Here is a 15,943-nt window from a genome sequence, read left to right on the forward strand (position 1 = left end):
TAATAATACGAATACCATTTACAACAATTTCAATTTAGAACGTATCAATGCTCCGCATGCGCCAGTTATTGTGCATAAGCCGACGCTCGCACCTGAAGCTGCAACCGCAACCCACTTAGTCGAGGAACCATCACCTTTTGTATCATCTGAATCATCTTCATACGCTTCATCAGATTCTTCGTTGTATTGCCTTGCACCTTGCAAAGCATGACGTTCAGTATTCTTAACAAAATCAGAGTTATTGACAGAACTATTTTTAGACTTATTGCCAGAATTATTATCTGTTCTTACGAAATTACGAATAGTCTGTCCACTTTTCTTAGAGCTCTTGTTCTTAGTATGAGTTCCGCCAGAAGTTCGTCGCGATGAATTATGTAACGATGTTCCGCTTGAATTTTCTGTTCTTGTAAAAGAACTAGAACCAGAACTAGCACCACTTTGCGTATTATTTTTAGAATTATTCTTACGATTAGTGCGGTTAGTCTTATTGCGATTCTTCTTTGTGCGCTTGAATTTTCTGTTGGATTTCTTAAAGAAATTAGATTCGAATTGGAATCCACCATTAGAACTAGATCCAAATAGTCCCGAATTTGCAGTGCCGCCGAATACACCTTTCAAAAAGTTCTTTCCACCAACAAAATGCTTAGTCTTATTTTTGCGCTTATTACGATGCTTCTCATGGTGCTTTTTCCCGTGAGGGTTCTCATCATCTTCAGAATCAGAACCACTTTGATCATCATCGCCATCATGGTTATGAGAGTGAGGAACACCTTTCATCTCAATAACATAATCGCAAAACTCATCAAACATTTTATTACGGTAAAGTTCACCGTTCTTTAAAACTAAGGAAGGACGAATCGTTGCACCTTGCATTGACGCATCAAGTTTTAGCTCCAACTTGCTGTTCACGGCACCAGGAATGCGCTTAAATTCGCTTTCTCCTTCCTTTTTTATCAACCAAACATAATCTTTAACAATGGAAGTTACTGGACTTGTCGGATCGTCAATTGGCGTACCGGTAACACCGTCGGTTGCAACATGAGGGTTAAGCAATACTGTTTTCGCGTGTAAAGTATCCCCTGGTTTGAAACGCTTATAAGGAGCAATTGCTTTTACTACAGGATGTCCGTCAGCACCGTGATCTTCAACGGCGATGGTTGCAGACGCAGTATCTTTGCCAACTTGCGTTTCACCTTCAGTTGCGTGAGCATACACTTTCATCTTGTTCATTGCAGGCTCAGCTGGAAGCTGCAATCTCTCAGCAAAAAGAGTGGTTCCATACGCGTCAGGACCTTCGTCAGCACGCACATATCTCCACTCAATACGAGCACCCTTTGGTTTGTTAACTACTTTTAAGTCTAAACCGCCATAACCTTCGTATGAATGATAATGTGGATGAGGTCCGGAATCACGAATATTGCCGATGCGCATATCTCCGCCATCGTCTTCATCTGTGTCTTTATGATCTTTGGAAGCTTCGTGCGCTTCTTCATCATCGTCAGGATTAATAAAATCACCGCGACGGTGCAAATCAAGCGTTTCTGTAATGCCAGAAGCAGGTACTTCGCCCGAATATGTATCTTCTACTTCAAAAGTGTATTCTGCAGGTTCGGTTGTGATCTGCTTTTTAGTGTTTTTATTTGTAATAGTTGCTGCCACTTTTAGTTTGTAAATGCCAGGTTGAGTAAATCCCCAGTTTGCATGCACGTGGCCAGCCGTATGTTGGTGAATTACGCCAGGTAACATAAATCGACTGCCATCAGTATCAGGTTCGTCGTCTAAATCATTCTCTTCAAATGATAATTTCTTCGAATTTTTTCCAATGCCATCGGTAGTCCAAAGCAGAATGCGCCCGTTCATTGGTCCAGTAACTTGCTGAATTGCAATATCTGCTGTTGCATCATCTGCGTGAGATGCGCCAACTAAAGATGCAGCATAACCTGTGTCCCAACCCGGGAAAAGAGGGTTTCCTTTTTGATTTCCGGAACTATCGAGATAGTAGTATTCAGTAGCGAGAGCAGGAAGTTGCGATTTTGTAGTGTACGTGCTTTTAGCTACGCGCAAAGTAGTGTTTTCAGGCTTTAAGAAAGTAGCAGCGTCTTTTTCGACGGCCATAATGAATTTACCATTGTATTGAATTGGGTAAAACACGTCTGTATGGCCATGACTTAGCACTTCCTTTTTTGTAGGATTGTATTTTTCGCCAGGATTACTATTTTCTAATGCAACTGCCGGTAAAGCTGCACTAAATCCTGATGCAAGCACCGCAAACGCAAGCACCACAACGCCGCACATCGCGAACGCGCGTTTTACCATATTCTTAATGACCTGAGTCATATTACTGTTTCGCTCTCTACACTTCATCTTCTCTATTTCGCCTATTCGCGCTCTTCTTTCACGAATGACTATTGAAGATATCTTTACAACGTCTATCAATAATAATAATGATTCTCATTAATAGTCAAGTCGACACTCCGATTAAACAAAAACGCTGGCAGTTTAGAGCAACCAGCGTCGATTATTTAATGATTGATTATTTAATAATTATTTATATTTTTAGCTAAGATCTTAGCCTTCTACAATATCCGCATTAAGGCAAGTCTTAAAGTGGCGCAAAGCCCATTCGTGACCTTGCGGATCAAAGCTTGCGACTGCATCTTTGTGAACTACGATTTTGAAGCCAAGATTATACGCATCAACAGCAGTGTGAAGCACGCAAATATCCGTGCAAACACCCACCAAGTGCAACTCCTCAATATGACGTTCGCGCAGCTTAATCAGCAAATCCGTGCCATTAAACGACGAGTAGCGAGTTTTATGAATGTAATACACATTGCTTTTATCTTTATTTTCCTCGTAAAAATCACCAAGCGCGCCGTACAGCTTCTGACCGTGAGTTCCGGCGATATTGTGAGGTGGGAAAAGTTTAGTTTCAGGATGATACGGATCGTTCAAATGATGCGTATCAATCGCAAAAACCACGAACTCTCCAGCGTCAAGAAATTCCTGCGAAATCTCAGTAATACACTTCTCAAGCTTTTGCGCAGGCTCACCTACAGTCAGAGAGCCATCGCTTGCCACAAAATCATTCGTATAATCAATGTTAATAAGGGCTTTATTCATACCTACTCCTTGTATGAAATTTACAGAATAATCGCAAATAGCATTACTGCTAACAGCATTATTGCAAATAGCTCTACTGCAATAGCATAATCGCTTTAGTTACAATATTCCGCATTCTTAATTGCTTGATTTTATTTCAATTGATAGCCCAATTATCAACTCAATTGCTGGCCCAATTGCAATCGGCGCAATACCTTAATATTCAAAGAATACTCAAAGCTCACTTGCTTCTGCACCGACTATCATCATTTAATCACTACCTTGCGGCAAATGATGCTACAAAACGTTTGCCGGGGATTTTTCGTTACTGGTGCAGTACGGTTTCTGCGCGCATGTCTCTGTTGTCTGTTTTTAACTACATTTGCCGTAAGTTTTCCTCGCGTTTGCGAGGCGACCTGCTTGAGCGCAGCATTGCGCGCGCGAAAGCAATTCGGAGCGTGAGCTTGCTCAGACGGAAAGTCCAGTGGACTTTCCTTGCAAGCTCAGCAGTGAGCGCTTATAGCGCGAGCGTTGTCCAGAGTTTGGAGGATTACAAAAACAGTAGTATACGAAAATAAAAAAAGCGGGGAGTGAAAACTCCCCGCTAGAAAAATAATGCGGCAGCGTGCTAGTCTCCCACACCCTATCGAGTGCAGTACCCTCGCCGTGTCAGGCCTTAGCTTCCGGGTTCGGAATGGGACCGGGCGTCTCACCTGAGCCATGACCACCGCAAAACTAGATTATACACTCAAAACCATTGAGTGGCAACACGTGGCGGTTTGGGAACCGGACATGAACGCGAATAAAAACTCTCTTACCAACTGATCGTTAAGCAAAACATTCAGTACTCATTAACGCTAGAAGAATAATACTCATAAGGAACTCACCCTCCCCACTAGTAAAAGTGAGGAAGAATGTCACCATCGCCCGTTAGTACTAGTCAGCTCCACCCCTTACAGGGCTTCCACATCTAGCCTATCAACCACGTGTTCTACATGGGGGCTCACACACTAAAGTGCAAGGAATGCTTATCTTGGAGCAGGCTTCCCGCTTAGATGCTTTCAGCGGTTATCCCTTCCGAACGTAGCTAACCGGCAGCGCCACTGGCGTGACGACCGGCATACCAGAGGTTCGTCCACCCAGGTCCTCTCGTACTATGGGCAGGTCTCCTCAACATTCCAACGAGCGCAGAGGATAGAGACCAAACTGTCTCACGACGTTCTGAACCCAGCTCGCGTGCCGCTTTAATCGGCGAACAGCCGAACCCTTGGGACCTGCTCCAGCCCCAGGATGCGACGAGCCGACATCGAGGTGCCAAACCATCCCGTCGATATGGACTCTTGGGAATGATCAGCCTGTTATCCCCGGGGTACCTTTTTATCCGTTGAGCGATGCCACGTCCGTACGCCGGCACCGGATCACTATCTCCGACTTTTCGTCCCTGCTCGACCCGTCAGTCTCACAGTCAAGCCCGCTTGTGCGATTACACTCAACACCCGATTGCCAACCGGGCTGAGCGGACCATTGAGCGCCTCCGTTACTCTTTTAGAGCAAGCAACCGCCCCAGTTAAACTACCCGCCAGGCACTGTCCCCTGACACGGATAACGTGTCGAGGTTAGACGCCAGATATGGAAAGAGCGGTATTTCACCTGTCGACTCCACGCAAGCTAGCGCCCACGCTTCACAGCCTCCCGCCTATGCTACACGATCCACACCTAACGACAATACCAAGGTATAGTAAAGGTCCCGGGGTCTTTTCGTCCTTCTGCGCTTAACGAGCATCTTTACTCGTACTGCAATTTCGCCGGGCTCCTGGCCGAGACAGTGGGGAAGTCGTTACGCCATTCGTGCAGGTCGGAACTTACCCGACAAGGAATTTCGCTACCTTAGGATGGTTATAGTTACCACCGCCGTTTACCGGGGCTTAAATTCACCGCTTCACCGAAGCTAACGGATCCTCTTAACCTTCCGGCACCGGGCAGGCGTCAGAGCGTATACAGCGGCTTACGCCTTCGCACGCTCCTGTGTTTTTGGTAAACAGTCGCTACCCCCTAGCTTGTGCCACCCCCAACAGCTCCGCTTGTAAAAAACATCACCATCAGGGGTCTCCCTTATGCCGAAGGCACGGGAGTAATTTGCCGAGTTCCTTGGCCAGGATTCGCCCGATCGCTTCGGTATACTCTACCAGACCACCAGTGTCGGTTTAGGGTACGAGCGGAATCACACCTCACGTTGAAGCTTTTCTTGGCAAGCAGGATCACCGGAATCAGCCTTACAGCCTACCCATCACGCCTCAGCTTTAACATCCCCCGGATTTACCTAGGAGACAGCCCACACGCTTAGCCACGGAAAACCACCTCCGCAGCCGGCTACCTACCCGCGTCACTCCCACGCTAACCTACTACCGATACAGTCCCAACACAAACCAGCCAACAACCCCGAAAGGCAATCAACCAGCAAATGAAGGTTAGTACTCTCAGATTCAGTTCGAACGGTGTAACACCGGTACGGGAATATCAACCCGTTCATCCATTCGACTACGCCTGTCGGCCTCGCCTTAGGACTCGACTCACCCGGGGACGACGAACGTGGCCCCGGAACCCTTAGTCATTCAGCGGACGGGATTCACACCCGTCTCTCGCTACTCATGTCTGCATTCTCACTCCTGTAAAGTCCACGACAAGTTCACACTGCCGCTTCACCCCATACAGGACGCTCTCCTACCCCGCATGAAACAAATCATGCAGCCGCGTCTTCGGTGGCGTGCTTAAGCCCCGCTACATTGTCGGCGCGGAACCACTAGACCAGTGAGCTGTTACGCACTCTTTCAAGGATGGCTGCTTCTGAGCCAACCTCCTGGCTGTCTATGCGACTCCACATCCTTTCCCACTTAGCACGCGCTTCGGGACCTTAGACGACGATCAGGGCTGTTTCCCTTTTGACGACGGAGCTTATCCCCCGCCGACTCACTGCCGTGATAAACCTAACAGGTATTCGGAGTTTGGCTGCTATTGGTACCCGGTATGGGCCCGCAAGCATCCAGTAGCTCTACCCCCTGTAAGCAATAACACGACGCTGCACCTAAATGCATTTCGGAGAGAACCAGCTATCACGGAATTTGATTGGCCTTTCACCCCTAACCCCAAGTCATCCCCCCAGTTTTCAACCTAGGTGGGTTCGGTCCTCCACACGGTCTTACCCGCGCTTCAACCTGCTCAGGGCTAGATCATCCCGCTTCGGGTCCAGGACATGCGACTCAAACGCCTTTTAAAACTCGCTTTCGCTACGGCTCCCCCACCCGGGTTAGCCTCGCCACATACCACTGACTCGCAGACTCATTTTTCGATAGGCACGCCGTCACCCCACAAAGAAGGCTCCGACGGATTGTAAGCGCACGGTTTCAGGAACTATTTCACTCCCCTCCCGGGGTGCTTTTCACCTTTCCCTCACGGTACTAGTACACTATCGGTCAGACAGGAATACTTAGGCTTACCCAACGGTCTGGGCAGATTCACGCGGGATTCCACGAGTCCCGCGCTACTTGGGAATAAACATAAAGAGACATCGCACGACAAGCTACGGGGCCATCACCCTCTACGGCTGGGAATTCAATCCCATTCACCTAGCACGACATTTTATCACTCTCCTCAACCCCGTCAGAGGCTGAACAGTCCATCCCACGACCCCGAATGCGCAACACCTGACGGCTATCACACGCACCCGGTTTAGCCTGATCCGCTTTCGCTCGCCACTACTCACGGAGTATCCTTTCCTGCAGGTACTGAGATGTTTCACTTCCCTGCGTACCCCCCACAAAAACTGTGGTGACCACTCATAACAGTGGCCGGGTCTCCCCATTCGGAAATCCTCGGATCAAAGCCCACTCGGCAGCTCCCCGAGAGCATATCGCAGCCCGTCACGTCCTTCATCGGTCCTGTCTACCAAGGCATCCACCATACGCCCTTACCAGTGACAAACACTAAAGTAAGAACCCATCAGCAAAATTCTCTAGACAAAAAATCATCACACTAAACGATCACAAAACGATCAAGCGACTCCAACAAAAGGAGCCGGTTGAAATTGATAAAAGCAAAAAAATCGAAACAAAAAAGTTTCGCATTTTACTCGCGTCCACTATCCAGTTCTCAAACCACCACAACACCACAAAACCCAAGCCAAACACTCAAAAGCATCAACCTGAAATCCTGTGAGTCAAGGACCGCAACCCCAAACAAAGGGGGGTGGCAATCCGGGAACCCAAAAGCATGCCCAACAAACTCATCTAAAAAAACGTTAACTATTGTTTTTCCACACCAGTAACCACACTCAAAACCGAGCGTGCACAAAAAAACTCCGTAGAAAGGAGGTGATCCAGCCGCACCTTCCGGTACGGCTACCTTGTTACGACTTAGTCCCAATCACGAGCCTCACCTTAGACGGCTCCATCCCAAAAGGGTTAGGCCACCGGCTTCGGGTGCTGCCCACTTTCATGACTTGACGGGCGGTGTGTACAAGGCCCGGGAACGCATTCACCGCGACGTTGCTGATTCGCGATTACTAGCGACTCCGCCTTCACGTAGTCGAGTTGCAGACTACGATCCGAACTGAGACCGGTTTTAAGGGATCCGCTCCATGTCACCATGTCGCATCCCGTTGTACCGGCCATTGTAGCATGCGTGAAGCCCTGGACGTAAGGGGCATGATGATCTGACGTCATCCCCACCTTCCTCCGAGTTAACCCCGGCGGTCCCCCGTGAGTTCCCGGCATAACCCGCTGGCAACACAGGGCGAGGGTTGCGCTCGTTGCGGGACTTAACCCAACATCTCACGACACGAGCTGACGACGACCATGCACCACCTGTGAACCTGCCCCGAAGGGAAACCACATCTCTGCAGTCGACAGGCACATGTCAAGCCCAGGTAAGGTTCTTCGCGTTGCATCGAATTAATCCGCATGCTCCGCCGCTTGTGCGGGCCCCCGTCAATTTCTTTTGAGTTTTTAGCCTTGCGGCCGTACTCCCCAGGCGGGACGCTTAACGCGTTAGCTCCGACACGGAACCCGTGGAATGGGCCCCACATCCAGCGTCCACCGTTTACGGCGTGGACTACCAGGGTATCTAATCCTGTTCGCTCCCCACGCTTTCGCTTCTCAGCGTCAGTAACAGCCCAGAGACCTGCCTTCGCCATTGGTGTTCTTCCCGATATCTACACATTCCACCGTTACACCGGGAATTCCAGTCTCCCCTACTGCACTCTAGCCCGCCCGTACCCGGCGCAGACCCACCGTTAAGCGATGGGCTTTCACACCAGACGCGACGAACCGCCTACAAGCTCTTTACGCCCAATAATTCCGGATAACGCTTGCGCCCTACGTATTACCGCGGCTGCTGGCACGTAGTTAGCCGGCGCTTATTCGAAAGGTACACTCACCCGAAAGCTTGCTCCCAATCAAAAGCGGTTTACAACCCGAAGGCCTTCATCCCGCACGCGGCGTCGCTGCGTCAGGGTTTCCCCCATTGCGCAATATTCCCCACTGCTGCCTCCCGTAGGAGTCTGGGCCGTATCTCAGTCCCAATGTGGCCGTCCGCCCTCTCAGGCCGGCTACCCGTCGAAGCCTAGGTGGGCCATTACCCCGCCTACAAGCTGATAGGACGCGACCCCATCCCATGCCACTAAACACTTTCCCAACAAGACATGCGTCAAGTTGGAGCATCCAGCATTACCACCCGTTTCCAAGAGCTATTCTGGAGCATGGGGCAGGTTGGTCACGCATTACTCACCCGTTCGCCACTCTCACCAACCAGCAAGCTGGTCAGATCCCGTTCGACTTGCATGTGTTAAGCACGCCGCCAGCGTTCATCCTGAGCCAGAATCGAACCCTCCACGAAAAACTTCAATGAAGAGCCAACAAAAGGCTCCAATATTAAAAAGAAAAAGACGAGACATTCTTTAAGGAAAGAACATCCCAACAAAAAACCTCACCACCATTTAACCATCTCTCAGGCACCCTGCAATCTGCAAGGCAGGCAATGAACTGGCAATAATTAACTAATAAGTAGTACAGACACGCTCTTGAGTTCTCAAACCACCACCACACCAGCCGGCCCATCAACCTCAACCGAGGAGAACCAGCCGCGCTGAGCAGCAAGAGATAAACTTACACCAACCCACGCTAAAACGCAAACCCACCAAAAACAAACACCCCAAAACCATTGAAAACAAGCCAAAACACCGGCGTGTCGAAAATCGCGAAAAAACACCAAAAAAGCATGCTATCTGATATTGAATCTATAAAAACTTTTTAAAAAATAATAGATTTCTTAAAAAAATACACAAAAATAGGATAAAAATACGCAAAAAATCAATAACGCTCACGCATCAACACGCATATTAAAGATTTCTGCCAGACCTGCAATATCTGGCTCACCATATTTCGCAACCAATTGCATCCAACGATTAGCATTGTCTTCGCCAAATCGCGCAGCCTTGCGACGATAAGAATCGACTGTCAAAAAACGAGGAGGTATCGATTTGCTGTTATATTTATCCGCAACCATAACAATTTCTTGCTCAACTGTTTGCGGAATATAGTCTTCAGCAGGAAGAGACAAATTTTGCGCAATAACTTGCTCTCGAGTTAAGCCAACTCCAGTATGATTGCGCGCAAATTGCGCAGCATCCTCACTAAAACCATTATCAATTAAATATTTATATCCGCGCAAGCCATGCAAAATATAATTCGGACCATCAAAGCGCAATATACCACCAGCGTTGCTACTGCCATCACTTTCAAGCACAAAATACGTGCCAATATCGTGCAACAATCCACCTATTAAAGCTGCGTATTCATCAATATACTGTTTTGGAGCTAAGCCACCACTAAGCGCAGGTAATATTGCATAACTATCTCCGACAAGCTCCTGAAGGCAATTTTTTGCTATTTCAGCACGCTTACGCAAAGTTTCACTCATTTGAGCAGCACGATTTTCAGCGGACAAAAGCATATTGCAATGATGAGCAATTTGCCAAGCAATTGTTGAGATTACAACACAATGACCGTGAATAAGCTCATAAGCAGCAGAAGATGGTGCAGTTGCACTATGCAATTTCTCTACTTCACCAAAATCAGGTAAATCAGCGAGTTTTATCGAGTTGCAATTAAGTATACTTTCTGCACCATTTTCCATTTTAAGGCTCTTCCTTAAGATTCTTACTTAAGATTATTTTTTGCACTCTTTTCAGTTGCTGCACTCTTTTCAGATTTCACACTATTCGCATCATTGGCACGAGCAGCATCCTCCACAGCCTGCACAACAGCATGCGTTACATTCGCTGCATCGATATTTGCTCCATCTTTATTAGGCTTCTTCACGCTAACTTTTTTTGTCTCTTTAATTGGAACTGGGCTAATTTTCCCAGTATTGGCAAGTTTTTCGTTAGCAAACATCACATTAGCAGCAGCAATATCTCGTGCGTTCATAACAGCAGTCTGCTCCGCATCAGTAGGTCTGATATCTTTCACAACGTGAATATTAGTTTCAAGCGCTGAGGCACCTTGCAAAGATTGAACTGCTCGCTGAGAACAGTCTTCACGCTTCAAACGCGGAGGTCTGCGAGTAGAAATAAACAACGGCTGCACTTCAACAACCGGATTGTAAGGAGCCAAACCAAACCATTTAACAGGCGTACCAGCAACATGTCTAATTGCATATTTCATCTTTAAAGATAACGCTCCACGCACAGAAATATTAGATTCCGGCATCAACGCTTTGTGCAACAGAACATATCGAATTGGTCCAATATCTGGATCTGCATCAACCTTCGGATACACGGATTTTTGCTGAGGAAGTTCGCCCGTGTGCGACAAGTCATGCATAATTTGGTGAAGATACGCTGGTATAGAAGGCGACACTTTAAATCCGAGTTTAATTTTTACGCGGAATAAGTAGTCCGTACCGAAATTCTCTACACAATACTCACGAGTAAACGGAGCGTCATCTGTTTCTACAGAAACAGCCCACCAAGCTCTAGCACGCTTTGGATGGTCGGCAAAAATAGAGAAGAAGATTCCAGTATCGAGACGCTTCATTTCACAATCGGAAGTCAAATACACAATATTGTCAGCGAAATACGGAATACGGAAATCTCCGTGCAACTTATCTAGCACAGGTAGGAAATCTTTCGGTTTCATGTGCAAACGTTGCGAACGCTCAATTTTAGTTCCATCTTTCCAAGTGACCATAATGATCAAAATTGAAACACCGAGCAGCATAGTAAACCAGCCACCGTGCATGAATTTCGCCATGGAAGCCACAAAGAACATCATCTCAATCATGAGGAATACGATTGCAAATATGAAGGCACCAAATCGCTTCTTCTGATACCACATGTGCACTGTAAGCAAAATAGTCGTAGCAAGCATAGTTAGAGTTAAAGCTAAACCGTATGCGCCAGAGATATGTTCAGAATCGCGGAATACTGCAAGAACCGTAATAGTGGCAACACACAGCACAACATTCACAACTGGAATATACAGCTGTCCACGAGTTCTAGCAGGATATCGCACTTGCAAATGTGGCATCCAATTTAGGCTTGTTGCCTCAGAAACCATTGTGTATGCGCCTGTAATCAGCGCTTGAGAAGCAATAATGCCAGCAGTAACCGAAAGAATAACGGCAACATATCGCACATTCGGTTCAAGCATTTGGAAGAACGGGTTCAAACCTTCTATTGACCATAATGCTTTATCGTTTTGATTTTTCAACATCCAAGCGCCTTGCCCAAAGTAATTCAGCAGCAAAGCAATTTTAATAAACGGCCAGGTTGCGTACACATTGCCTCTACCAACATGACCCATATCAGAATATAACGCTTCAGCACCGGTAGTAGAAAGGAAGATCACACCCATAACCGCTAATCCCTGCACATTATGCGTGCTAAACAGGAATTTTATGCCATAAATCGGGTTAAGTGCTTCAAAAATAGTCCAATCTTGGCCAATGTTCATGACACCAACCAGCGCAAGGAAAGCAAACCAAAGCATCACAACAATGCCAAATACTTTGCCAATTCGCTCGGTTCCGCGTTGCTGTACAGAGAAAAGTATGACGATTATAATAACCGTAATCATCATCGACAAATTCTCATTTTCTAAGAATATTGGCTTAAACACTGCAATAGTGCGCAAACCTTCAACTGCTGAAGAGATGGAAACTGCAGGAGTCAGCACAGAATCTGCCAAAAACGCGGCTCCACCAATCATTGCCGGTATTGCAAGCCACGCGCCTTTTTTACGTAGAAGCGAATATAAAGCAAAAATGCCGCCTTCGCCTTTGTTGTCTGTTCTCATTGCAACAAATACGTATTTTACGGTTGTAATTAATGTGATTGACCAGAACAGTAGCGAAAGCATTCCGTAGATAGTCGCGCGATTTATGTTTTGTAAGCCGCCTTGACCTGCTAAAAATGTTTGCGCAGTATAAAGCGGAGAAGTACCAATATCGCCATAGACAACGCCAAGAGCAACAATTGCCATTCCCAATGTAAAACGATCGGAACTGGTTTGCAATTTTGCCCACCATCTACCTAACGGACCTCGTACTGCACTAGCAACAAGCTTTTCTGCTTCTTTTACCTCTTGCGCTTGCTGCTGAGCTATTACTTTGCGCTCTTCGCGTGTTGTCGTTTTTTTTGACACCTGAGGAGCCTTAGTAAACGAGGCAGCTCGCAATATAGCATCCTTAGTACCTTTTAAGGATTTAGTGCTTTTCTCGGAATCTTTCGCGCCGTTGCGAGGATCCTTTGTACTATCGTTTGATGGTACAGTAGTGCGTGACTTAGTCATGCTTAATTGTTCCTCCATATATGAGGTTTCTTCTTGATGCCAACAAGAAGTCGCATAAACCTCACACCTCACAGTTTTATTTCCGTACTTGGATATTGTATACAACAATAGTGCATCGCGCAAAAAATATTAAAAAATCCTTGAAAATTAAGGATTTTATATTCCTAAAATTCGTAAATTTTTCGCGTATTTTCGCGTGTAACTTTCGCTGCTTGCAATAACGATATATTTAGAACTTCAGAAAGTGTTTCTAGCGTATAAGGAACCATATAAGGCGCGTTTGGCCGTCCACGATACGGCATTGGCGTTAAATAAGGCGCATCCGTTTCAACAGTTATATGGTCTTCGCCAATAATTCGCGCAGATTCGCGTAATTCATCATTGCCTTTGTAACTTATAGTTCCAGAAAAACTTGCGTACCAACCGTGCTCTTTCAATATTTCGGCTAAATCCACACCACCAGCATAACTGTGAAATACTGTTCGCTCAGGAGCGCCATCTTTTAGTAAGACTTTTACTACGTCTTCATGCGCATCACGATCGTGAATTTGTAAAGGTAAATTCAGCTCTTTTGCGAGCGCAATATGGTCGCGAAAAGCCTCTATTTGTGCTTCTCGCGCAGGCTCTCCCGTACGAAAGTAGTCTAAGCCAGTTTCGCCTATTGCCACTACTTCTTTTGGATGAGCAATTACTAGCGAGCGCAAATGTTGCATAGCTTCGTCAAATGGAATATCGTGATACGGCTTGTAAACTATTGGCAATCCGTCAGGACCTTTAGCTCCTTTGTGACCGTGTAATACTGCTTCGTTTGGGTGTATTGCTATTGCTGCGCGAACTGAATTTTCATGCGTTTGAGCAAACTTAATCGTCGGCTCCCAATCTGGATATTCACATCCGACTTCTAGCATGTGCGAAACGCCTGATGATTTTGCTTGAGCAACTAAGTCGTCTACAGTAGGTTCCGCTATTACATCGCGGCCTTTTTCTGCTAATTCTTGATTTAGATTATGCGCAAAATCCACAACGCTAAGCATGTGCGTATGATCGTCTGCAATTGTTATTCCTTCTTGTAGCAGATTTTCCCATACTGCAGATTGCGTTGCTAAAGCCGGCGCCCAATTATGTTCGCGATGATGTTTACTCATATTTTTAAGTCTACTCGCAAACTCAACTGTCAATTTTTATTGAATGATAAGTATTTATAAAACTGCTTTGCGAATTGCATCATATTGCGATTTTACAAGACGATAATACGCTCCTCTTGCCTCCATAAGCTCGTTATGAGTGCCTTTTTCAACAATTTCTCCATGATCGATTACACAAATCAAATCCGCATTCTCAATCGTCGAAAGCCTATGCGCTATTACAAAAGATGTGCGATTTTTAAGTAATTGAGCTAATCCTGCTTGTAATGCTTCTTCTGTACGAGTATCAATATTACTTGTTGCCTCATCTAGAATAAGAATTCGCGGATTCGCAAGCAATACTCGCGCAAACGATATAAGCTGACGCTGACCTGCAGAAAGAGTGGCTCCGCGCTCTTCAATTTCAGTATCGTATCCGTTCGGTAATCCTTCAATAAATTCGTGAGCATGAACTGCACGCGCTGCAATCTCAATTTCTTCATCAGTGGCATCGAGCTTTCCATAACGGATGTTCTCGCGTACGGTTCCACTGAAAATAAAACTATCTTGCAACATTACGCCCATTTGTTTTCTAAGAGATGCGAGCGTTACTGAACGTACATCGTACCCGTCTATAGTAATCGAGCCTTCTGAAACGTCGTAGAATCTAGAAAGAAGACTTACGAGAGTTGTTTTTCCTGCACCAGTAGGTCCCACAAGAGCTACAGTAGTGCCAGGATTAACATGCAAATCAACCAAGTTTAATATTGGCCTTCCATCTTCTTCGTAACGGAAAACAACGTCGTTTACGTCTACTTTTCCTTCGATTTGAGGCAATTGAATAGCATCTGGCTTATCTACGATATTTGGCTTAATTCGTAGAGTTTCAAAAATTCGTTCCAAATAAACTGAGCACGTTACAAGTTGCGTATAGAAGTTTCCAATATTTACTACTGGATCCCAGAAAGTAGTCGAATACCAAACAAATGCTATAAGTGTTCCCGTGCTCACGTTCATTGCACCTAAGTTTGCTATGCCAGAGTAATACAAAAGCGCTATTGCTGCAGTCTCAATAATTGAAGCACCAGGCCAAAGTAACATTTGCACTCTAACGTTTCGCATCCAAGCACTTCTTACTTCTGCTTGTTGCTCTTGGAAAGTAGCGTATGCTGTAGCTTCTCGCGCAAAAGTTTGCGTTGTTTTTACTCCTGCGATTGATTCGTGCAAATACGCATTTAAATTACTTTGTTTATTTGATAATTTTTTAGACGCTTTTCTTTGCAAAATTTGTAAAGTTCGCGTCCAAATTATAAATATTGGGAATAGCGCTAAGCTCCACAAAGCCATTCGCCAATCTATAACAAACATTGTTATTAATGTAATAATAAGCACAAAAACGTCGGAAAATACGTTAATTAAACCAGACGAAAGCGTGTCAGAAAGCGTATTGATGTAGTTTACGATGCGAATCAGAATTTTCCCATGCGGACGCGAATCAAAATAATCAAAAGATAATGATTGAACATGCGTAAAAATATCGCGTCGCATGTCTTTGATTATCATCTGGCCGATGCGCGTAATTGCTAAAGTTCTGTACGCTAAACCAAGCTCATACAATATAATGAGCAGTGCGAATACGGCAATAATTGTATATAAATAATTGACGTTTTTCTGAGACAATACAACGTCGATTAGCGTTTTCGTAATCATTGGCATCGCTGTCATAATGATGCTGCCGCTAATAACTACCATAATTACGAATAGAAGTTTAGTAGCATACGGCTTCATATATTTTCTAACGCGCATAAGTTCGTGCACGTTTATGTGTTCTTCTTGACCTTCGTCTTCACGATAAGTATTACGTTGTGCCAT

At 45.7% G+C, this 15,943-nt stretch carries 7 protein-coding genes and 3 rRNA genes; all 10 read right to left on the reverse strand.

What is annotated here, in order from left to right; translation table 11 throughout:
* Nucleotides 1–18 precede the first annotated feature (18 nt).
* Nucleotides 19–2,337, reverse strand: a complete 2,319-nt coding sequence (locus K9E37_RS02640) for a choice-of-anchor M domain-containing protein (protein WP_248893542.1) — start codon at nt 2,335–2,337, stop codon at nt 19–21.
* A gap of 231 nt (nt 2,338–2,568) precedes the next feature.
* Complete coding sequence (locus K9E37_RS02645; RefSeq protein ID WP_248893544.1) at nt 2,569–3,123, reverse strand: cysteine hydrolase family protein; 555 nt, start codon at nt 3,121–3,123, stop codon at nt 2,569–2,571.
* A gap of 594 nt (nt 3,124–3,717) precedes the next feature.
* Nucleotides 3,718–3,834 (reverse strand): 5S ribosomal RNA (gene rrf, locus K9E37_RS02650).
* 179 nt (nt 3,835–4,013) lie between these two features.
* Nucleotides 4,014–7,080: ribosomal RNA gene (locus K9E37_RS02655) — 23S ribosomal RNA — on the reverse strand.
* Nucleotides 7,081–7,462: 382 nt separating this feature from the next.
* Nucleotides 7,463–8,991: ribosomal RNA gene (locus K9E37_RS02660) — 16S ribosomal RNA — on the reverse strand.
* Together the 16S, 23S and 5S rRNA genes form the textbook arrangement of a ribosomal RNA operon.
* Before the next feature lie 192 nt (nt 8,992–9,183).
* Nucleotides 9,184–9,330, reverse strand: a complete 147-nt coding sequence (locus K9E37_RS02665) for a hypothetical protein (protein WP_162720529.1) — start codon at nt 9,328–9,330, stop codon at nt 9,184–9,186.
* 144 nt (nt 9,331–9,474) lie between these two features.
* Nucleotides 9,475–10,290, reverse strand: coding sequence for an HD domain-containing protein (locus tag K9E37_RS02670; RefSeq protein WP_004107986.1), 816 nt, complete (start codon nt 10,288–10,290; stop codon nt 9,475–9,477).
* Between the two features lie 23 nt (nt 10,291–10,313).
* Nucleotides 10,314–12,947 (reverse strand): KUP/HAK/KT family potassium transporter, encoded by a 2,634-nt coding sequence (locus K9E37_RS02675; RefSeq protein WP_033888418.1) that lies wholly within the window; start codon nt 12,945–12,947, stop codon nt 10,314–10,316.
* Between the two features lie 164 nt (nt 12,948–13,111).
* Nucleotides 13,112–14,092: a TatD family hydrolase gene (locus K9E37_RS02680; RefSeq protein WP_033888403.1), complete on the reverse strand. Its 981-nt coding sequence runs from the start codon at nt 14,090–14,092 to the stop codon at nt 13,112–13,114.
* Nucleotides 14,093–14,146: 54 nt separating this feature from the next.
* Entirely contained in the window at nt 14,147–15,943 is a 1,797-nt protein-coding gene (locus K9E37_RS02685; protein WP_004107992.1) for an ABC transporter ATP-binding protein, read from the reverse strand.

This window comes from Gardnerella swidsinskii, assembly GCF_023277705.1.
In the GTDB taxonomy this organism is placed as follows: Bacteria; Actinomycetota; Actinomycetes; order Actinomycetales; family Bifidobacteriaceae; genus Bifidobacterium; species Bifidobacterium swidsinskii.